Below are 19454 nucleotides of genomic sequence, written 5' to 3' on the forward strand. Positions count from 1 at the left end.
CGGGCAGTGACGACCGTCGCCGCCTACCGGGGGATCACCTCGTTGAGTCGCCCCAGGGTGATCACCTCCGATCCGTCCGGCAGGTTCTCCGGCGCCTCGATGCCGACGAAGGTGACCGGCCCGTCCGGCGGACGGCCGTCCCACACCGTCACCTCGGCCCGACCGCGCCACCTGTCGACCAGGTACGACACGGTGAGGTACCGCCGTTCCATCAGCGCCCGCACCCGGTCGGCCGTGGTGAACGTGTTCTCCTCCACCCGGTTGAACGACGGCCGTCCCGGCAGGTAGAGGTGCAGCCAGACCGCCTGCCAGCCACGCTCGTTCCTGGCGAACACCATCGGCAGCGCGACCCGGCCGTGGCCGCGTAGGTGCGACCGCGCCCGCACGGTCCGGGCGTCGAACGGCGCCCCGCCCTGGTCCCGCGCCCGGGTCTGGTATCCGAACATCGACTCGGCGACCTCGTCGAACGACTCGCCCGCGTAGATGTTGACCTGCGGAACCACGTAGCGTCCGCCGGCGGTCAGCGGCACGTCGATGAACTCGGTCGCCCCGTTACGCGCGTCGGTGACGTCGCCGGAGTGCACCACGCCGTCGTGCCGGTAGTTCGTCCAGGACACCTGACCGGAGCTGTGGAAGTCGTCGTCGAGCAGCAGCACCGACAGGTCGTGGTCGGTGCGGCGGCTGGCCTGCCGCCAGTAGGTGAAGAACCGCAGCACCTCACCGGACACCGACGCCCGCGAGCCCCTCGGCATGACCGCGAAACCGCCCTCGGTGGCCTTGCCGGACAGCGGCAGGGCGACGTCGAGCACCTGCGGATCCACCAGCAGCGGTCGGTGCCACTGCGGCAGCCGGGCGGTGATCTCGGCGTCGAGCAGCGACGACAGTTCGGCCACCAGCGCGGCCGGCAGCGCTGGCCGCTCGTCGGGGCCCACCCACGCGGTGCGGGAACGGCTCGCGTACATCCGGGCCGAAGCGGGGGTCAGTCGGTTGTCGACGTGCTCCCGCAGCGAGAGCAGCACCCGGCCCGAGGCCGAGCCGAGCGCGCCGGTGACCGCGTCGACGACCGTGGCCCGCTCCGCCGCCGACGCCAACCGCAGCAGCCGGTCGGCAGACCGCAGGAGCAGGCCCGGTGCGGCCGACAGCACCGATGCGGCCGGGCCGACGGCACCGGCACGGATCGCCGCCTCGGCGCGGCCGGCGAGGTTGTGCACCCGCCGCTGGCCACGGGCGACCGTGAACACCTCCTGCGCGTGCGGCCACTGGCCGTACTCGTGGGGGTGCAGCCGTTCCCCGAGCCGCTTCCAGCGCTCCGCGTACCGGGCGACGTCACCGAGCCGGTCCGGGTGCGCGGCGACGACCTCGTTCAGCGCGGCCAACAGCATCCGCCGCTCCGGGCGTCGGAAGGCACGGAACCGGGTGGGTGCCGCCAGCGAGACGTCCCCGCCGGACACCTGGCAGGCGAGGCGCAGCACGTCGGTGGTCGTGTCCACGCCGACCAGCGGCCGGCCGAGGACGAGCCGGATCCCGTTGAGCACGGCACGGTTCTCCCGTACCGGGATCTCGGCCGGCTGCACGCCGTCGGCGCAGGCCACCGCCAGCTCACCGAGGATCGCGAGGTCGGCCTCGCCGTGCGGCGTCGGGCTGCCGGCCAGGGCCAGGTACAGCCGTGCCGCCTCCACCTCGGGGGCGTCACCGAGATGCAGCACGGTCAGCCGGTCACCGGCGGCGGTGACCAGCGTGTCGTGTGCGGCGAGCAACTGCGCGTAGGTGTGCTGGTAGATGCCGTAAGCCGGCAGGTCGAGCAGGTTCACCCCACCCGAGACGACGGCGTCGCGCAGCTGCGCGTCGGTCGCCGTGCCCCCGCCGGTGAGCACGGCGGCGCGCAGCCGGTCCACCCAGAACTCGACGGTGTCCGGCACGTCGTGCGGGAAACCGATGAAGTAGGCGTTGTGCTGGACGTGGTCGCCGACCAGCTCACGTACTGCCGAGACGACCGTGGCGGCGAGGTCCATCGCGGGCGCGGGGGCCAGCGCGCCGATGTGCTCCAGCAGGGCCCGCGACGCCGCGAACCCGACATCGAGCAGCGCCGCGTCCAGCTGCCGGGCCACCGGCGTGCCGTCACCGGGCCCGGCCGTGCTCGCCGGTACGCGCAGGGTCTTCTGGATGATCAGCTTCTCGATCACGTGCTCCTCCGTTCCCCTCGGTTCCGGTAGGTGGCGGCGCGCAGCCGTGGCACAGTGGGTCGCCGGGGATTCGAACCCCGAACCTTCCGATCCAACAAGGAGAAGGAAGCGCACCCATGGCCGCCGCAGCGGAGGGCGGACGCGCTACTCAGTCGGATGCTCTGCCAGTTGAGCTAGCGACCCAGATGTCGATCATCCATGAGCCGGGTCGACATGGCCACCGGGATTCGCGGTCACCGCCCGGGGCCGGCCGGGAGGTGCCGCGTCCACCCCGGCTACAGACCGGCGCGACGTAGGGTGGGGCGGGACAGGAACGCGGCGGTGGCGGTGACCGCGATCGCCGCGTGGACCAGCAGGGCCGTGGCGGGGCCGAGATGCGCGAACAGGACGCCGATCAGCAGGTTGCCCAGGGGAATCGCGGCGAACGCCACCAGCGCCAGCACCGCCAGCACCCTGCCCCGGTACTCCGGTTCACACCAGGTCTGCAGCAGCGACGTCCCCAGGCTCGCGGTCACGCCGAGCAGGGCGCCGAGCGCGACGAAGATCGCCACCACCGGGCCGAGGGAGGCCGCCGCCGCCAGTGCCGCGAGCAGCGCGGCCTGGGCCACGAGTGCCATCCCGAACACCGTCCCGGCGCTGCGGCGGGCGGGCACCGCGATCAGGGTGAGTGCTCCGGCTGCCGATCCGATGGCGAATCCGGTGAGGAGCAGTCCGGCACCGCTCTCGTCGAGGCCGCGCGCACGGGCGAACAGGGCCAGTCCGACGTTGAGCACCCCGGCGCAGCTCAGTTCGTTGAGAAACAGCACCAGCAGCAGCCAGCGCAGCTGGGCGTGCCGCCAGGCATACCGTAGGCCCGCCCGGACGCCGACCGTGCCCGGACCGCCCGGGCGGCCGCCGGTGGTGGCGGGCTGCTCCTGAGGCGTCGCGTACGGGCGGGTGAGGGCGACGGCGATCATCGAGCACCCGTACGACACGGCGTTGAGGAGCGCGACCAGTAGTCCTCCGCCGAGCGCGAGTGCGTACGCGCCAAGCGGCCCTCCTGCTGCCTGCCCGCCGCGCAGCGCCAGGGAGTAGAGGGCGTTGCCGCGGACGAGGTCGTCCCTGGCCAGGAGTTGGGGTCGCAGTGCGGCCGAGGCGGGGACGAAGAACGCGCCGGTGACCGACATCGCCCCGGCCGCCAGCAGCAGCACCCACCAGGGCCCCCCGACGAGCAGGGTGACGGCGGCAGCGATCATGACCAGGGCGGCGACCCCGTCGCTGAGGATGATCACTTTTCGGCGGCTGTGCCGGTCGGCGACGGCGCCTCCGTAGAGCAGCACGGCCAGCCGGGGCATGGTGGCCAGTGCCAACAGCAGCCCGGCCAGCCCCGGACTGACGGTGGTGGCCAACGTCCAGGACAGCGCGATGTACCAGGCGGCGTTGCCCAGCGAGGACAGGCCGGTCCCGGTGACGAAGGCGAGATAGTTGCCACCGAAGACACGGCCGGAACGTGGTGCGACCGGGCCGTCAGGTCCGGCGGTCACCGCGCTCGTCGATTCCATCAGCTCCCCCGTCGCCGTGCTGTGCGAGCCACCTCCGTGTGTCGTCCTGATCCCCTGCTTCCGGGACATCGAACCATGTTCCCGCCCGACTTTTCAGGTCCCCATGCGACAGCGCCTACCCAAGACTGCATATCCCACAGGGGAAAGTCGCGTCGACACAATTTTCCGGCCGGGGCGAGCGGAATCGGGTTTCCGACCGTACGGCCTCCACCGGGTGCCGCCGCCAGGCTCGTCATTCGTCAACGTCAAAGCGTAATGTGATGAATAACTCGTTGCGCGCAGGTGACCGTCCTGGATCGAAGGATTCCGCACCATGACCGAGCAGTACTCGCGGCGCTCCTTCCTCAGCGGGGTGCTGACCTGCGGCGCGCTGAGCGCCTCGGCGGTCTACCTGCTGCCCGGCGGGCACCGCCCACCGCCGGTCGAGCTTCGGCTCGCCACCGGCACCGACCCCACCGGTGCCCGGAAACTCCTGCTGGCCATGTGGAACCAGGCCAACCCCGACACCCCGGCCCGGCTGACCGACGAGATCGAGGGCGGATCCGGCGACGAACGCACCAGACTGTTGACCGCAGCCCGTAACGGCGGTGCCGACATCCTCAACCTGGACGTCGTCGACATTCCCGAGTTCGCGGCGCAGAAGCTGATCACCCCGATCCGGCTGGCCGACCGGAACTTCCTGACCTCGGTGAAGGACCTCCACCAGGTCGCGAACACCCCGGACAGCTACTGGGCCGTGCCACTGAACACCGATGTCGGCATGCTGTTCTGGCGCAACCCCGGGACCGAGGCCGGTCGGGTGAACCTGTCGGGCGTGCTCAGAACCGCCGGCGAAGACTCGTTCGTCGGTCAACTGAGCCCCAACTCGTCGAACTACAACGAGGGTTTCCTGGTCAACATCCTGGAGCACGCCCTGTCCGTGGAATCCGACCTCCTCAGCCCGACCGGGGAGATCCGGTTCGAGCTGAAACCCTGGCAGCGGGCGCTGCAACCACTGCAGGAGGCCATTGAGGCCGGGAAGGTCACCCGCTCCAGCGACGAGAACGCCAGCCTCGAAGAGTTCGTGGGGAAGAAGCCGACGTTCATGCGCAACTGGCCGGTGAAGTACCGCGAACTCCAGCTGCGGAAGGACCCTGACCTGCTGGCCGGGAAGATCCAGGTGCGCCCGCTGGCCTACGGGGTGCTCGGCGGCCAGAGTCTCGCGCTGGCGCGCACCTGCCCGCATCCCGAGCAGGCCACCCGGTTCATCAACTTCATGACCGGCACGGCGGCACAGAAGGTCCTCGCCGGACACGGCTTCGCCCCGACCCTCGCCGAGGCGTACAACGACACGAACCTCCGGGCGGTCATCCCGCACCTGGAAGCACTACGGGGTGCGGTGGAGAATGCCCGCCCCCGACCGATGCATCCGGGGTACCGCGCGTTCGCCGAGGTCTTCGTCGATCACACCGCCCGGCTGCTGGCCAACGAGTCCGGCCTGACCTCGGAATTCATCGCCGCCATGAAGGCGGCGCTCGCATGACCGCAGACGGTGTGGAGGAGGGTCCGTGAAGGTCGAGCCGTGGCAGGTGCCGATCCTGGTGATGACCGGCATCATCCTGGCGGAGCTGGCCACCAGGGTGATCCCGCGCCGCTGGACGGCGCACCTGGCCCGACAGCAGGTCCGCACCGTGGCGCTCGGCGGGCTGGCGGTCCTGGTCATCGTCGTCGGGGTGCTGGCGCTCGGCCCGGACCTCGCCGACCAGATCGCCAGCGTGGCGGCGGCCGTCGCCGGGCTGGTGGCGCTCTGGCTGACCTACCGGTCGTACCAGTTGCAGACCACCGCGACCCGGGACGCCGCGAACCCGGTCGGGGCAGCGCGGGACGCCTCCGAGCCGGAGGCCGCGGGCAGCACCGGTCAGCCGGCCGGTCGGTGAGGGCCACCTACGACGGCGGGCGTTCGGCTTCGACCGGCGGCGATGCGGCATACCTGTGCCACCGGATGCGGCGGTCCGGGCTGGCGGATCTCCTGCCGTCGCTGCTGGACACCCTCTGGGCGGGGCTGAGCGCGGCGCGCATGATGCTGACTCCCCGGATCGGTTCCACCCTCGTCGAGTGGTAGTGCGCACCCGACGATCGCACGCCGGGGGTCGTCGACTTCCCGATCTTCCCGCACCCGGGTCTCGAACCGGACAACGCCGTGGCGGATGCCGGGAGGTGGGCGGCCGAGATCGCGGGTCCCGCGTACGCGGTCGACGACCAGACGGCCATCACCGTGACCGACGGCACCGTCGAGGTCGTCTCCGAAGGACGGTGGAGGCGCTTCCCCTCGTCGTCTCGGCCGGTGTGACGAGCACGTTCAGCAGGCGGTGTCGTGCTCCGGCAGCTGCCCGTGCACCAGGTATGCGGTGACCGCGCCCGCCAGGCAAGTGTCGGCCGGGCCGTTGAGCACCGGCGCATGGGTCCGCCTGTCCACGGTGACCAGCCGGGATCCGGTGATGGCCCGGGCGGTCGCGATCGAGTTGGCCGGTGGCACCGAGGCGTCGCGCAGTGCGGCGACGACGAGCGCCGCCGGTGCCCGGTTGCCGGCGAGCGGCGGCGTGTTGTCCCGGCTGACCGGCCAGAAGGCACAGGGGTTGAGGTTGGCGATCGACGGGCCGAAGACGGGATAGCGGGTGCCGAGGCGGGCCAGGTCGTGGCGGTAGGTCGCCGGGTCACGCGGCCACACATTGTCGCCGCAGCGGAATGCCGTGTTGACCGCGGTGTGGTTGTCCGCCGGCACACCCGGGGTGCCGGGCAGCGGGGCCGGTCGCGGGTCGAGGGGGATCGGTGGCGGGCGGTGCGCGAGGATGGCGGCGAGGTCGGTCGCGACCACCGGCCACAGGTGCTCGAAGTACGTCGCGATGACCGTCAGGGAGCCCAGCTCACCGGCGGTCCAGGCGTGGTCTCCGGCCACGATCGGCTCGGTCGCCGCCCCGGCGAGGGCCCGGCTGAGGGTGTCCGCGACCTCGGTCGGCGTCGCGCCGAGTCCGAACGTTGCGCTGTTGTCGGCGAGGTACCCGGTGAAGGCGGCGTAGTTCTCCTCGAAGGCCGGGATCCGTGCCAGCTCGTACCGACGCCAGGCGAGGTCGTAGTTGACCGGGCTGTCCAGCACGAACCGGTCCGCCCGACGCGGGAACAGGATGCCGTACGCGACGCCGAGCAACGCCGCGTACGAACCCCCAAGGAAGGACAGTTTCCGCTCGCCGAGCGCTGTCCGGATGGTGTCCATGTCACGGGCGGCCTGTGCGGTCGTGGCGAACGGCAGCGCCCAGCCGGCGTGCCGGGCACAGGCGCGGGCGTACGCGCGGGCCTGCGCGGCGGTGTCCGCCAGGGACTGGTACGTCGCGGTGCGCACCCAGTAGCCGCCCGGTTCCTCCTCCGGCTGGCCGCAGGTGATCGGGGTGCTGCGTTCGACGAAGCGCATGTCGAACCCGACGATGTCGTAGCGGGCGAGCACCGCGGGATCGACGACGGCGGCGAGGTTCAGCGGCTCGGGGACGCCGGCACCGCCCGGCCCGCCACCGGTGGTGACCAGTACGCCGCGGCGCAGCGCCGGGTCGGTCGCGGGGAGCCGGGAGATCGTGATGTCGATCGTCGGGCCGGCCGGCCGCGCGTGGTCGAGCGGTACCTGGACGGTGGCGCAGCGCAGGCGGCTGTCGTCGACACCGGGGCAGGAACGCCAGGCGAGGGTCGCCCCGCTGGCCGGCGCGGCCGGGGTGACGGCCACGGTGAGGAAGGCGACCACCACAGCGGCCATCGCACGCATACACGTCCCCCGACAGTCGATCCGCACAGGTCTATGTCGGACACGGTAGGGCGGGTGGTCCCCGCGTCACAACGTGGTTTCTCGACACCGCTCCCCGGTCCTGCGGACGGGCGGTCAGGAGGTGCAGAACGGTGCCGGCATGGTCAGGCCGAGCTCTTCACAGTCCCATTCGGTTCCCTGCTCCTGGTACCGCCAACCCGCGTCGGCCGTGTAGTGGAACAGGTAGCGGACGTTGCCGCCGGCCGGGCGCTTCACCTCCACTGCCGCCCACGTCTGCGCGCACTGCACGTCGGCGGACGCGAAGGACCAGTCCTTGGGCAGCTCGACCAGGTCCCCGAGGGTTTCGACAGTCGGACAGTCGGGTTGCCCGGGGGTGGTTGCGGGAGACGCCGACCGGTCGGGCCAGTGGTCGACGGCGAAGGCGACCGTACCGCCGACGGCGAACACCAGCGTCAGGGCTGCGACGCCCGTGGTGACGGCCGCCCGCCGTTGCAACTGCCGCGACCTGCGCAGGGTCCCCTCGTACAGGTCGGCGCTGCCGCCGTGCTCGCTCAGCTCGGACATGGCCTGACGCAGCGGCCCGAGGTTGTCGGTCATCCGGCCTCCTCCATCACGGCCGAGAGCAACTCGGGCGCCACCTCCCGCCTGCGGGCCAGTGCCTTGCTGGTCTGACTCTTGATCGTGCCGACCGAGCACTGCAACAGCTGCGCGGCCTCGGCCTCGCTGGGGTCCTCGAAGTAGCGGATCACCAGCACCGCGCGTTGCCGCTGGGTGAGCTGGGCGAGCGCCTGGTGCAGGGCGAGCTTGAGGTCGGTACGGCCGGCGTGGTCACTGCCGGGCTGAGCCACGTCGGCCAGCTCCCCGGGCAGGGACTCGGCCACTCTGCGTCGCCGCCACCAGCTCACCTGCTGGTGGTACATCGCGGTACGGGTGTACGCCTCGAAGTGTCCCGGATCGTGCAGCCGTCGCCGGCCCCGGTGGGTGCGGGCGAGTGCGTCCTGCACCAGGTCCTCGGCAAGGTGCCGGTCGCCGGTCAGCAGGAACGCCGTTCGGAGCAGGGCCGGCGAGCGGGTCCGGACGAACTCCCGGAACTGGTCGTCGATCGAGTCCGCCATGCCCGCTCGCATCCCCCGACGTACCGGCACAGGTTGTCAGGGCGCGACGGCGTCGGTGCGGCCGGCTGACTGTGGCGCACACCGTAGCCAGTGTGCGCCACAGCGCGCAAACCCGGTCCCTGCGGTCAGCCGGAGATGCAGAACGGCGCCGGCTCGTCGAGGCCGAGGTCCGTGCAGTCGTATCCGCTGCCCTCGCCGTAGTACTTCCAGCCCGTACCGGCCGTGTAGTGGAACAGGTAGACGCCGTCACCGGTCTTCGGGCCCTGCGGGACGGCCCCCGCCCAGCCCTTCACGCACTCGACCTTGCCGAAGGTCATGCCCTTCGGCAGCTCGATCAGCTTCTGCAGGTCCGTCCCCGAGGGACAGTCAGCGCTCGTGACACCCCCGGCGGCGTCCGCCGGGGCGGATGCGGCCGGGGCGGATGCGGTCGCGTTGGGGCTGGCTGCCGTCGGGGTGGTCGAGGTGGGAGAGGCAGAGGCGCCGGCCCCGGGTGCCTCCGTGGTGGAACAGGCGGCAAGTACGAACAGGACGGTGGCGGCAGGAAGCAGCAGAAGGCGACGTGCAGACATTTCCGGACCCCTATGGATCGTGGCGATCGTTGCTGACATCCGGGTACATGCGATCCACCGCCCGGAGGTTGCCGTCACCCGGAACTTTTTCTCGGCGGGGTGTCGGTGTAGGTGAGCCGACCGTTGAGGGTTCACGGAACGGCGCTAATCCATTCCCTTGCGTCCCGGGGTCCAGAACGGCTTGGTGATCACGTTGCGGCGCGGCCAGTTCCGCTCCTTGACCAGGTGGTGGCGGATCAGCTGGATCGTCCGGGCTTCCCCGGCCAGGTAGGCGCGGCCGGGCTCGGCGGGTAGCTCCAGTCCTCGGACGGCCTCGACCAGCGTCTGCGAGGAAGCCGCGGACCGACCCCGGCGGTAGCTCCACTCCAGGTCCCTGCCCCTCTTCGGGTCCGGGTGCCCGCTGTGGGAGTCGATCAGGTTCAGCCGCTCGTCCGGGGAGTCGATCTCGAACCGGCCAAAGACCCGGGCGTCGGCCGGCAGTGCGCGCAGCATCGGACCGTAGGCGGCCTGCGCGGTCTCCTCCCCGGCGAAGAGGTGGTACGACGCCGGGGCGGTGACGAAGGTGCCCTGGGGTTTCATCAGCATCAGCTCGTCGCCGGGCCGGGTGGTGCGTGCCCACTCGGCACCGGGGCCGTCCCCGTGGTCGAAGACGACCAGCTCCATGGTCTGGTCCTGGTAGCTCCACACCGTGTAGGTGCGCAGGGTGCCGACCAGCCAGTCGACGGCCGCCGGCCCCGGGGCGAGTTGCAGGCGTACGTGCTGGCCGGGCAGCCAGTCGAGACCCGCCAGATCGGGCCCGGTCAGGGTGACCAGCCGTAGGCGGGGGCCCAGCGGCTCGACCGCGTGAACCCGGGCGGCGACCAGCAGGCGGTCGAGCAGGCGACTCTTCACCATCGGTCCTCACCATCGGAGTCGAGACTGTTCCTTGCCGATCGGCAAGGCGAAACCTGCCGTTCGGCAAGTTATACCCTGTGGCGGTGACCGCCGCCAGCCCCACTGCCGAGCCGATGCGGGAGCGCATCGTGGACGTCGCCGTCGAGCTGTTCGCCCGCCAGGGCTACCAGGGCACGTCGCTGCGGCACATCGCGGAGCGGCTCGGCGTCAGCAAAGCGGCGGTGTACCACCACTTCCACGCCAAGGACGACATCGCCCGCACGGTCATCGGCCGGGCCCTCGACGTGCTCACCGAGGCGTCCGACCGGCTGGTGGTGGCCGGCAGCGACCCGGGCGCCTGGCAGCGGGCCCTGCCGCAGATCATCGACATCGCCCTGCGGCACCGGCAGATGCTCGTGGTCCTCGAACGCAACGAGGACGTCTTCCACGCGCTGTTCGCCAACGACCCCGAGGTCGGTGCCCGGCTGGCGGCACAGAACACGAAGCTGTCGGCACTCTTCGCCGACCCGGCGCTCGACCCGAAGGTGAGGGTCCGGCTCGGCAGCACCCTGGGCGCGATCTTCGGCCCCCTGGTGATGCTGTCGGACCACTATCAGGACATGCCAGCCGACCAGTTGCGCGAGCAACTGATGGAGGTCATCAAGGTGCTGCTGGACGGCCTGTGACCTGGCCAAGGCCCCTTCAGGTTTCCCTACGGGCACTCCCGTGACCGTGCGCCCGAGATGGCGGATGCCCCTGTGGTTGATGCCCCACACCCTCCAGGACGTCCTAGGACATTGGTTTCACGATGACGCCTCCGGTCGCGGTCAGGTCTGATACCTGGCGCACATGGTGCTGACCGCTTCCCGTACCGCTTGTTCGATCGCGGTCCGCTGCGGTGCCCAGTCGGTGAGCAGGAGCGTTGGCCAGAAGACGAAGTTGGAGATCATCCCGAGGAACTGGGTGGCCGCGAGATCAGGGGCGTCGACCTTCGCCGAGCCGGCCCTGTCGGCGGCGGTGAGGTAGCGGCTGACCGACTCGAAGTAGGGCATCTTTCCTCGGCTGAACTGCGCCTCGCCGAGCTCGGGAAAACGCGGTAGCTCCGCGATGACGATGCGGAACAGCGCGGTCATCCCCGGGCGGGTGAGCAGTTCGACGTACCGGTGACCGATCGTGGTCAGACCGGCCTCCAGATCCTCGGCCGACGGCTCCGGTGCGTGGGCCTCCTCGACCTGCCAGGACTCGGTCACGATCGCGTCGAAGAGCGCCGCTTTCGTGGGGAACTGCTTGAAGAGCGTGGCCTTGGAGACCCCGGCCGCCTCCGCGATCTTGGCAAGGGAGATTCCGTCGTAGCCGGCGGTCAGAAACAGGCCGGTGGCGGCCTTGAGGATGGCTGCGCGCTTCTCTTCGGCGACGCGTCTGTGGTACGCCGACGGCTCGGTGCTCATGGAGCACAGTATGCCCGATGGCGAGGTGAGTCACTTGACTCACCACTTCGCCGGGCATAGTCTCGGGTGGTGAGGTGAGTCGGTCAGCTCACCAAGGCCACTTTCGAAGGACACGTCATGTCACGTTTCACCAATCAGACCGTACTGGTCACCGGCGGCACCGGAGGACTCGGCGAGAGCCACGTCCGGAGCTACCACGCCGAGGGCGCGAACGTCGTCATCGGCAGTACGGCGGGAAGCCTGAGCAAGGCCACCAAACTCGCTGCGGAACTGGGCGGACGAGCCCTCGCGGTCCGCCTGGACGTCGCCCGTGAAGACGACTGGACAACCGCCGTCGCGGCAGCCGAGCACACCTTCGGCACGCTGACGATCCTGGTGAACAACGCGGGTGTCCAGAACCCCGCCACCACGATCGAGTCCACCGACCGCGCCCTCTGGGACCGCACCTTCGCGATCAACGTGACCGGGCAGTACCTCGGCGTCAAAGCCGTCACCCCCGCAATGCGACGGGCCGGCGGCGGCGTGATCGTCAACATCGGCTCGACGATGGCGTACGGCGGCACCGCCCGCTACGCCTCCTACGTCGCGAGCAAATGGGCGATCAGGGGCCTGACCCTGAGCGCCGCACTCGAACTGGGTCGGGACAACATCCGGGTGAACGTTATCCACCCCGGAGTCGTCTCGACCACCCTCATCCACGAACCAGCCGCACCCGGCGAACGGCCGATCTCCGACTTCTACGACCCGGGGCCCTTCGCGATCCCGCGCCTCGGCGAACCCGCCGACGTCAGCGCAGCACTGCTCTACCTCACCTCACCGGACGCGTCGTTCGCGACCGGGACCGAACTCGTACTCGACGGCGGCCTGCTGCTGGGTCCCGCCCTCCCGGTCGGCGTCGCCTGACAAGCGATGCACTCCCTGACCCGCGACCGGGTCGCCGAGCACGGCCCGGCCGGCGTATGCGTCTACGCGGTCGCGCCCGACCCGGTCTGAACCAGCGCCCCCGTCGGGTATCTCGACGGGGGCGCCCCCTCATCCCGCTGCGCCGCGTCGCCCAGCCGGAGGACGTCACCGAGGTGATCGCCTTCCTGGCTTCACCGCGGTCGAGCCCGCGAAGGCCGGGGTCGACCACCTCACCGAAGAACCGACACTGTCGCCGCCGAGGACCACCGCCCGCGGCTTGGCGGTGCCCTGCGGGACGACGAGATACCAGCCGCCCCGCACGTTCGCGATGAACACCTCATCAACCTCCTGGTCCGGTGGATTCGGGTCGGCGGCGTCCCCGACATGGTTCTCGAAGTCGACGGTCGCGCCGAAGATGCCACTTGTTCCGATCCGGGAAAATAGGACATGTGCAGCACGACCCAACATTGCAGCAATTGACGTGCATCAAATGACTTAGTTAAGATGCTTCCATTGTCGGAGACACGGACACCTGATTCGGCCGCGCCCTGGAGGTAGAGTTGACACAACCTGCGAAACGACTTCTCGCACTCCTGGTCGCGACACCTGCCATTCTGGCGACCAGCCTGACCCCTGCGTCCCCGGCAGCAGCCGCCCCCATAATCACCGGGCACAGCTGCCCATCCGGACAGGGGGAATACTACTGCCTCGTATCCCCCAGTGGCACTGTCGGACCCGTTACCTACACCTGGTACAGAGACGGCCACATGCTACCCATCGACCCCTACTCGAATCAATACTTTGATTATTGCCACATCGGACAGTCTGTGACGAGCCGCGTGGTGGTGACTGATTCCACCGGCTCCACCAGCTCTGTGGTCGGCTTCGTCTGCCAAGCGAATTGGGATTGACAGCGTTGTTCACGAGATACGATCCGGTGTTGCGGTTTACGGGTTCGTGGCAAGGCCGGGCCCCGGCAATGTCGTGACGGCGTCCGGCTTGATGCGATTGGTGTAGGCGCGTCGTGGCGGTGGGGTTCGCGTGCGCCCGCCCGCGAACCGCTCCGATCAGGTGAACCGTGAGGTGGTGGTGCAGGCGTGCCGGCCGGTCTCGTAGAGGTGTGCATCCCTGGTGAGTGGCGTGGTCTGCCGGCCCGCGACGGGTAGGCTGGCCGTTCGTCATCGGACGAGGGAGGCCGGCGTGGGCTATGGCGACAAGCTCTTCTGGCTCTCGGTGGTGATCCAACGCAAGTACGCGCAGATCTGCGCCGAGTTCGACCTGACCCCCGCACAGGCCACCCTGCTCTGCGCAGTCCGGAACGAGCCGCGGCAGATGGCGGACCTCGCCGCGTCGTTGGGGATGACCAAGAACGCGTTGAGCCAGTTGGTCGATCGCACCGCGCGGCGCGAGTTGGTCGGCCGGGCGAGTTCGGCGCAGGACCGACGGGTCGTCATGCTCAGCGCGACGCCCACAGGGAAGGTCCTCGCCGAGGCCTTCTACGCCCAGGTGGTCGAGCGCCTGCCCGAGATCGCGAGGAACCTCGACACCGACGACCAGCGCGACTTCGAGCGCTTGGCCACCGCCGTCGTGGACACCTCGGACCTCTCCTCGACCGTGGCGAACCCACCAGCCACGCGGTGAGGTCCCGGCACCCGACACCTTGACGTTGTTCATGCCATGAACTAGTTTCGTTCATGGCATGAACTAGTTAGGGGTGGCAGAGCGATGACCGGCACGATTGCAGTCTTCGGCGCGACGGGGCAACAGGGCGGGGCGGTGGTCGACGCGCTGCTGGACCACAGGGCGCAGGTGCGGGCTCTGGTCCGCAACCCGCAGTCCGACCGGGCTCAGGCGCTGGCCGCCCGCGGCGTCGAACTGTCGGCCACCCGGGCCGACGATCCGGCGTCGCTGGCCGCCGCGCTGGCGACGGTCGAGGGGTTCTACTTCATGACCCCGGAGGCGAACAGCCTCGAAGAGGTCGAGGCGGAGGTCCGCATCGGTAAGGCGCTCGTCGACGCGGCGGTCGAGGCGGGCGTCCCGCACGTCGTGTTCAACTCGGTCTACGGAGCGGACCGGGAGTCGGGCGTGCCGCACCACGACTCGAAGCACCGGATCGAGGAGCACCTGAGAACCTCCGGCCTGCGGGCCTCGATGGTTCGCCCGACCGCCTTCATGGAGAACTTCGCGAGCGTGATGGCACCGAGCCTGGAGCACGGGGAGATCGTGCTGAGGATGCCACTGCCCGAGGACGTCGCCCTGAAGATGATCTCGATCAGGGACATCGGCCGGGTCGCCGCCGCGCTCCTGCTCGACACCGCGCAGGCGCCCGGCGGAGCCGTCGAACTCGTCGGCGACGAGCTGACGGGCCCCCGGATCGCCGCGGCGTTCGGCGCGCACGCCGGGCTCCCGGCGCGGTACGAGGCCCTACCGTTGAGCGTGCTTCCCAACGAGCTCGACCAGGCGATGTTCCGCCAGTTCGCGGAGGCGGCGGAACACCCTTCGGACCTCGCGGTGGTGCGCTCGATCGAGCCGGCCGCCCTGGACCTGGTCGGGTGGATCCGAGCCACCGGCTGGACCGCGCCAGCCAACGTGGCGGGTTCCTGAGCCCCCGGCACCCGCCACGGCCGGTCGAACGGGTCAGGCATCTGCCGCTGTCTCTGGTGACCCTGGAGCGTCTTCGGTAGCGTCAGGTGCACGGTTCGCCGTCATCGATTGGGGACGTCACCCACGTGTCACACATTGAGAAGATCACCGGTGAGCTCAAGGCCCTGATGGCGGGCGTCGAGCGGGCGCAGGGGCTGACCGCCGCCGCCGACCGGCAGGCGCAGGAGGTGGCGATGCGTGCCGCCAGCGCCGGCTTCCTCGCTGTCGCGGCGGGCGTGGCCCGGGTGCGGAGCGCCCTCACCGATGTGCAGGGCGGCCTGGGGCGGCTCGGGGGGGCGATCGGTGAGGCGACGAAGGCCGTCGCCGCCGTACCCCAGCAGGCCACCCCGCAGGAGACGATCGCCGCACTGACGCCGGTGCAGGGCGCCGTCGGCGGCGCCCGCGACGCGGCCGGCGGTGCCATCACCCGGATCGGTGAGACCCAGCAGCTCGTCACCACGATCCTCCAGGGCGGCCAACCCGGACCACTGCTCCAGGCCCTGGACGGCATCAAGCAGGTGCTGATGCAGGTCGTCACCCGCACGACCGGCGCACGGCAGGCCGTCGAAGCGGCGATCGCCGAAGCACAGCGGGTGGGATCAGCGGGAAACTGACCGGGCTGAAGCTCAGACGCCGAACCAGTCAGCCACCGGAAGGCCGGAGGTCGGGGTAGGTGGATGCGGGCGCGGTCGGGTCGGCTCCCTGCCCGTAGGGTAGCTCGGGGCAGAGACGCCGGTAGGGCTCCGACCCGACGTGGTAGGCCCATTCGTCGTCGGTCAGGTTCCGCCCCGCCCGGCGGCAGAGCTCGGCGGGCCAGGTGTCCGGGGTGGGGGTGAGGCGGGCGGTGTGGTCCCAGGAGGTGGTGGCCAGCGTCTTGCCGTCCGGGCTGAAGGCCACCGCCGTGACCCAGCCGACGTGACCGGTGAGAACGACGATCGTCCGGCCACGGTCGCGGTCCCACAGGCGGGTGGTGCCGTCCCGAGCACTGGTGGCGATGGTCTGTCCGTCCGGGCTGAACGCGACCGCGTTCACCTCCGCGGTGTGTCCGGTCAGGACGGACGCCACGCGACGGGCGGCGATGTCCCACAGCAGGGCGGTGCCGTCGGCGGGGGCGATGGCGAGGGTCCGGCCGTCCGGGCTGAACGCCACCGCGTTCAGGTGGCCGGTCCTGGGGGCCAGGGTGACGATGGTGCTGCCGGCGTCGGAGTCCCACAGCCGGACCGTGCCGTCGGTCGAGGCGGTCGAGGCGGTGCTGCCGTCGGGGCTGAAGTCCACGGCGTCCACCCAGCCGGTGTGGCCGGTCAGCACGGCGGACGTACGTCGGGTGGCCAGGTCCCACAACCGGGCCGTGCCGTCGGTGGACGCGCTGGCCAGGAGTTGGCCGTCGGGGCTGAAGGCGACGGAGGCGACGCCGTCGGTGTGCCCGGTGAGGGTGGCCTTGCGTCGGCGGGTGCCGGTGTCCCAGAGTCGGATCCGGCCGTCCTTGTGCCCGGTGGCAAGGGTCGTACCGTCCGGGCTGAACGCCACGGTGAAGACGAAGCCGGCCCGGGCGTCGAGGACGGCGAGCTGCCCCTGCCGGGCGGTGTCCCACAGGCGGACGGTGCCGTCCCTGCTTCCCGTGGCGACGGTTCGGCCGTCCGGGCTGAACCCCACCGCGTCGACGTAGCCGGTGTGGCCGCCGAGCGTGGCGACGGACCTGCTCGTCGTCGTGTCCCACGTGCGGGCGGTACCGTCCCGGCTGCCGGTCACGACGGTCGTGCCGTCGGGACTCGTCCCCACGGCGAGCACCTCGTCGGTGTGGCCGGTGAGGATGGCCAGGGGCTGGTGCGTGATGGTGTCCCAGATCCGCGCGGTGCCGTCCCAGCTTCCGGTCACCACGGTGCGGCCGTCCGCTCCGAACGCCACGGCCCGCACGACGCGGGTGTGCCCGACGAGACTGGCCCGGGACTCGTGGGTCGTGACGTTCCAGATCCGCGCGGTGCCGTCGGCGGAGCCCGTGACGAGGGTCGTGCCGTCCGGGCTCAACGCGACCGCGAAGACCTCGCCCGTGTGCCCGGAGAGGACCGTCGTCTGACGGGTCGCCGTGTTCCACAGCCGGGCGGTGTTGTCGTCCCCGCCGGTGGCCAGGATCAGCCCGGTGCGGTCGAAGGTCACCGCGTTCACCGGGCCGTCGTGGCCGACCGGCACGGGCCGGGACTGGCCGGTGCGGGTGTCCCAGAGCCGGACGGCACCGTCGGCGTGCCCGGTCGCGATGGTCGTGCCGTCCGGATGGAAGGCCACCGTGTCGACCGCGGCGCGACCCGTCAACGTGCCGAGGGGTCGGTGGGTGGTCGCGTCCCACAGCCGCACGGTGCCGTCGACTCCCCCGGTCGCCAGCAGGCGTCCGTCCCGGGTGAAGGCGATCGCCGTCACGGCACTGCCCTGGGTGAGCGCGGCGGTCGGGCCGGCGGTCCACAGCCGGATGGTGCCGTCGTCGCCGCCGGTGGCGACGGTGCCGCCGTCGGGGCTGTACGCGACGGCGGTCACCGCGCCGGAGTGCCCGATCAGTGGCCGCGCGACGTGCATCGGGACCGAGAGTGCCGCCTGCGCGCTGGCCACGGTCTGCGCCGTCACGGAGTGGCCGAGCCCGGCCAGCGCCAACAGGTTCGCCAGGTCAGGCTGGGTCGCCAGCGCCGCACGCGACCGGGCGGCCAGGCTGTCGGCGACGGCGAGGTCACGTTGGGCGTTCGCCGTGACGGTCTGCACCACGGCGAGGACGGCCAACAGGCTGACCGTGACCAGGCCCGCGACCAGGCTGCCGATGGTGACCCGCAGCCGCCGCCGGCGGCGGGTGTGCTCGCGGGTCTGCCGGGCCAGGCTGGTGGCGAGGAAATCGCGTTCGGTTCCGTTGAGGGCTTCGGTGTCCCGGTCGGCCCAGCCCGCGAGCAGGCTGCCCCGGTACAGGAACGCGTCGTCCCCGCCGTGCGTCGCCCAGTCGGTGGCCGCACCGGTGAGGCGGCGGTGGGCGCGTAGCGACTCGCGGTCGGCGGCGAGCCAGTCCCGGAGCGTCGGCCAGCCCCGGATGAGCGCCTCGTGGGCGATCTCCACGGTCTCCTCGCCGAGCGTCACCAACCGGGCCGCCGCGAGTCGTTCCAGGACGTACGCGGTGACGGCGTCGTCGCCGAGCTCCGCGCGGGCGACCCGCCGGCGGGTGTCCTCGGTGCCGTCGCCCAGCGCGGTCAGCCGCAGCAGGATCCGTCGGACCGCCCGGCGGTGCTCCTCGTCCAGCTCCCCGAACACCCGATCGGCCGACTGCGCGAGCGCGCCGTCCAGGCCGCCGGCCGCCTCGTAGCCGGCCAGGAACAGCCCGGCGCCGCGCCGCCGCCGCCAGGTCTCCCACAGGGCGTGGGAGACGAACGGCAACACCGCCGGCCGGGACGCCGCCTCGGCGATGATCCTGGCGACGAGGGTCTTCTCCACCATCAGCCCGGTCCGGGCCGCCGGTTCGGTGACGGCGACCGACAGCTCCTCGGGCGTCATCGGGCCGACCAGCAGCTGCGCGTCCTGCAGCGCCGCCACCAGCTCGGGCACGCGGGTGCAGTGTGCGTAGAAGTCGGCCCGCAACCCGATCACCACCCGGGTGCGGCCGCCCGCCTCGCCCGCCACCGCGAGCAACGCGCGGATGAAGGTCTCCCGCTCGGACTCGTCCGCGCAGAGGGAGAACACCTCCTCGAACTGGTCGACGATCAGCAGACCGTCGACTCCCGCCACCGGGTTGTCCGCCAGCTCCCGCACCGGGTGGGCACCGGGGGTGATCACCACGGTCCGCAGCTCCTCGTCCGCGCGCCAGGCCGGCAGCAGACCGGCCCGCAGCAGGGACGACTTGCCCGAGCCCGACGGCCCGACCACCGCGACGAACCGGTGTCGGGCCAGCCGGTCCGTGAGGTCGGCGACGAGGCGGTCCCGACCGCAGAACAGGTCCGCGTCGTCGGGTCCGTAGGCGGCCAGGCCCAGGTAGGGCGGCCGGTCCCCGACCGGATCGGAGGCACCGGTCGTCGGTGGCGTCGCGGCGTCCAGTTCCGCGACCGCACTCCGCCAGCGGGCCGTCCACTCGTCGGGGTCGCCACCGCAGGCGCGGGCGTACGCCACCGCCACCGCCAGGGTCGGCAGCCGGTCACCCGCAGCGGCCTGCGCCAGCGCGGTTGCCGAGTAGTGCGCCCGCTTGGCCAGCACGCGGTACGTCGGATTGCCCGCCGACTGCCGCAGCTCCCGTAGGGCGACGGCGAACCGCTGCGCCGGTCCCTCGCCCGGATCCACCGGACGCTCCGGACGCGGCATTTCCCACCCCCAACGACAGATGCGAATGCTATCAGCGGCCGTCGTCGAATCGCCTGGTCGGCGGTTGTTTAGTTC

General features: G+C 71.2%; 17 protein-coding genes and 1 tRNA gene. 7 read left to right on the forward strand and 11 right to left on the reverse strand.

What is annotated here, in order from left to right:
• Window positions 1-23 precede the first annotated feature (23 nt).
• The 3 genes from ACN267_RS12225 to ACN267_RS12235 all read right to left on the reverse strand — a co-directional run bounded on the left by ACN267_RS12225 (window position 24) and on the right by ACN267_RS12235 (window position 3724).
• Complete coding sequence (locus tag ACN267_RS12225) at window positions 24-2183, reverse strand: hypothetical protein (RefSeq protein ID WP_421488677.1); 2160 nt, start codon at window positions 2181-2183, stop codon at window positions 24-26.
• Window positions 2184-2238: 55 nt separating this feature from the next.
• Window positions 2239-2366, reverse strand: a tRNA-OTHER gene (locus tag ACN267_RS12230).
• Window positions 2367-2458: 92 nt separating this feature from the next.
• On the reverse strand, window positions 2459-3724 hold the full coding sequence (locus ACN267_RS12235; protein ID WP_421488678.1) for an MFS transporter: 1266 nt from the start codon (window positions 3722-3724) through the stop codon (window positions 2459-2461).
• Between the two features lie 313 nt (window positions 3725-4037).
• Here ACN267_RS12235 and ACN267_RS12240 point away from each other — a divergent pair, with 313 nt between their 5' ends.
• Both ACN267_RS12240 and ACN267_RS12245 read left to right on the forward strand, forming a co-directional pair.
• Entirely contained in the window at window positions 4038-5246 is a 1209-nt protein-coding gene (locus ACN267_RS12240) for an extracellular solute-binding protein (RefSeq protein ID WP_421488679.1), read from the forward strand.
• A 25-nt stretch (window positions 5247-5271) separates the two neighbouring features.
• Complete coding sequence (locus tag ACN267_RS12245) at window positions 5272-5640, forward strand: hypothetical protein (RefSeq protein WP_421488680.1); 369 nt, start codon at window positions 5272-5274, stop codon at window positions 5638-5640.
• Between the two features lie 422 nt (window positions 5641-6062).
• On the opposite strand, the gene ACN267_RS12250 is transcribed toward ACN267_RS12245, so the two are convergent.
• The 5 genes from ACN267_RS12250 to ACN267_RS12270 form a co-directional block, all read right to left on the reverse strand.
• The gene (locus ACN267_RS12250; RefSeq protein ID WP_421488681.1) at window positions 6063-7502 is read right to left on the reverse strand and encodes an alpha/beta fold hydrolase; all 1440 of its coding nucleotides are present in this window, start codon (window positions 7500-7502) and stop codon (window positions 6063-6065) included.
• 123 nt (window positions 7503-7625) lie between these two features.
• Complete coding sequence (locus ACN267_RS12255) at window positions 7626-8108, reverse strand: hypothetical protein (protein ID WP_421488682.1); 483 nt, start codon at window positions 8106-8108, stop codon at window positions 7626-7628.
• Window positions 8105-8626, reverse strand: coding sequence for a SigE family RNA polymerase sigma factor (locus ACN267_RS12260; protein ID WP_421488683.1), 522 nt, complete (start codon window positions 8624-8626; stop codon window positions 8105-8107). Before ACN267_RS12260 ends, ACN267_RS12255 begins: the two co-directional genes overlap by 4 nt.
• Window positions 8627-8751: 125 nt before the next feature.
• The gene (locus ACN267_RS12265; RefSeq protein ID WP_421488684.1) at window positions 8752-8943 is read right to left on the reverse strand and encodes a hypothetical protein; all 192 of its coding nucleotides are present in this window, start codon (window positions 8941-8943) and stop codon (window positions 8752-8754) included.
• 396 nt (window positions 8944-9339) lie between these two features.
• Window positions 9340-10089 (reverse strand): siderophore-interacting protein, encoded by a 750-nt coding sequence (locus tag ACN267_RS12270; protein WP_281898549.1) that lies wholly within the window; start codon window positions 10087-10089, stop codon window positions 9340-9342.
• 83 nt (window positions 10090-10172) lie between these two features.
• On the opposite strand from ACN267_RS12270, the gene ACN267_RS12275 reads away from it, so the two are divergent.
• Complete coding sequence (locus ACN267_RS12275) at window positions 10173-10754, forward strand: TetR/AcrR family transcriptional regulator (RefSeq protein ID WP_421488685.1); 582 nt, start codon at window positions 10173-10175, stop codon at window positions 10752-10754.
• Between the two features lie 141 nt (window positions 10755-10895).
• On the opposite strand, the gene ACN267_RS12280 is transcribed toward ACN267_RS12275, so the two are convergent.
• On the reverse strand, window positions 10896-11516 hold the full coding sequence (locus ACN267_RS12280; protein ID WP_204960888.1) for a TetR/AcrR family transcriptional regulator: 621 nt from the start codon (window positions 11514-11516) through the stop codon (window positions 10896-10898).
• A gap of 117 nt (window positions 11517-11633) precedes the next feature.
• On the opposite strand from ACN267_RS12280, the gene ACN267_RS12285 reads away from it, so the two are divergent.
• Complete coding sequence (locus tag ACN267_RS12285) at window positions 11634-12419, forward strand: SDR family NAD(P)-dependent oxidoreductase (RefSeq protein ID WP_421488686.1); 786 nt, start codon at window positions 11634-11636, stop codon at window positions 12417-12419.
• Between the two features lie 165 nt (window positions 12420-12584).
• Here the strand turns inward: ACN267_RS12285 and ACN267_RS12290 are convergent, their stop codons facing one another.
• Window positions 12585-12887, reverse strand: coding sequence for a hypothetical protein (locus ACN267_RS12290; RefSeq protein WP_421488687.1), 303 nt, complete (start codon window positions 12885-12887; stop codon window positions 12585-12587).
• 732 nt (window positions 12888-13619) lie between these two features.
• Here ACN267_RS12290 and ACN267_RS12295 point away from each other — a divergent pair.
• The 3 genes from ACN267_RS12295 to ACN267_RS12305 all read left to right on the forward strand — a co-directional run bounded on the left by ACN267_RS12295 (window position 13620) and on the right by ACN267_RS12305 (window position 15676).
• Window positions 13620-14060: a MarR family winged helix-turn-helix transcriptional regulator gene (locus tag ACN267_RS12295; protein ID WP_421488688.1), complete on the forward strand. Its 441-nt coding sequence runs from the start codon at window positions 13620-13622 to the stop codon at window positions 14058-14060.
• 84 nt (window positions 14061-14144) lie between these two features.
• Window positions 14145-15023 (forward strand): NmrA/HSCARG family protein, encoded by an 879-nt coding sequence (locus tag ACN267_RS12300; RefSeq protein ID WP_421488689.1) that lies wholly within the window; start codon window positions 14145-14147, stop codon window positions 15021-15023.
• Between the two features lie 125 nt (window positions 15024-15148).
• Window positions 15149-15676, forward strand: a complete 528-nt coding sequence (locus tag ACN267_RS12305) for a DUF6244 family protein (protein WP_421488690.1) — start codon at window positions 15149-15151, stop codon at window positions 15674-15676.
• A gap of 28 nt (window positions 15677-15704) precedes the next feature.
• On the opposite strand, the gene ACN267_RS12310 is transcribed toward ACN267_RS12305, so the two are convergent.
• The gene (locus ACN267_RS12310; RefSeq protein WP_421488691.1) at window positions 15705-19358 is read right to left on the reverse strand and encodes a hypothetical protein; all 3654 of its coding nucleotides are present in this window, start codon (window positions 19356-19358) and stop codon (window positions 15705-15707) included.
• Window positions 19359-19454: the final 96 nt, after the last annotated feature.

The sequence above is a fragment of the Micromonospora sp. WMMD734 genome (assembly GCF_049178975.1).
GTDB lineage: Bacteria > Actinomycetota > Actinomycetes > Mycobacteriales > Micromonosporaceae > Micromonospora > Micromonospora wenchangensis.

Coding starts and splice junctions, on each gene's coding strand:
- ACN267_RS12235 (WP_421488678.1), bottom strand. CDS start 3,724: ATGGAATCGACGAGCGCGGTGACCGCCGGACCTGACGGCCCGGTCGCA.
- ACN267_RS12240 (WP_421488679.1), top strand. CDS start 4,038: ATGACCGAGCAGTACTCGCGGCGCTCCTTCCTCAGCGGGGTGCTGACC.
- ACN267_RS12250 (WP_421488681.1), bottom strand. CDS start 7,502: ATGGCCGCTGTGGTGGTCGCCTTCCTCACCGTGGCCGTCACCCCGGCC.
- ACN267_RS12255 (WP_421488682.1), bottom strand. CDS start 8,108: ATGACCGACAACCTCGGGCCGCTGCGTCAGGCCATGTCCGAGCTGAGC.
- ACN267_RS12260 (WP_421488683.1), bottom strand. CDS start 8,626: ATGGCGGACTCGATCGACGACCAGTTCCGGGAGTTCGTCCGGACCCGC.
- ACN267_RS12265 (WP_421488684.1), bottom strand. CDS start 8,943: ATGACCTTCGGCAAGGTCGAGTGCGTGAAGGGCTGGGCGGGGGCCGTC.
- ACN267_RS12270 (WP_281898549.1), bottom strand. CDS start 10,089: ATGGTGAAGAGTCGCCTGCTCGACCGCCTGCTGGTCGCCGCCCGGGTT.
- ACN267_RS12280 (WP_204960888.1), bottom strand. CDS start 11,516: ATGAGCACCGAGCCGTCGGCGTACCACAGACGCGTCGCCGAAGAGAAG.
- ACN267_RS12285 (WP_421488686.1), top strand. CDS start 11,634: ATGTCACGTTTCACCAATCAGACCGTACTGGTCACCGGCGGCACCGGA.
- ACN267_RS12290 (WP_421488687.1), bottom strand. CDS start 12,887: ATGTTGGGTCGTGCTGCACATGTCCTATTTTCCCGGATCGGAACAAGT.
- ACN267_RS12300 (WP_421488689.1), top strand. CDS start 14,145: ATGACCGGCACGATTGCAGTCTTCGGCGCGACGGGGCAACAGGGCGGG.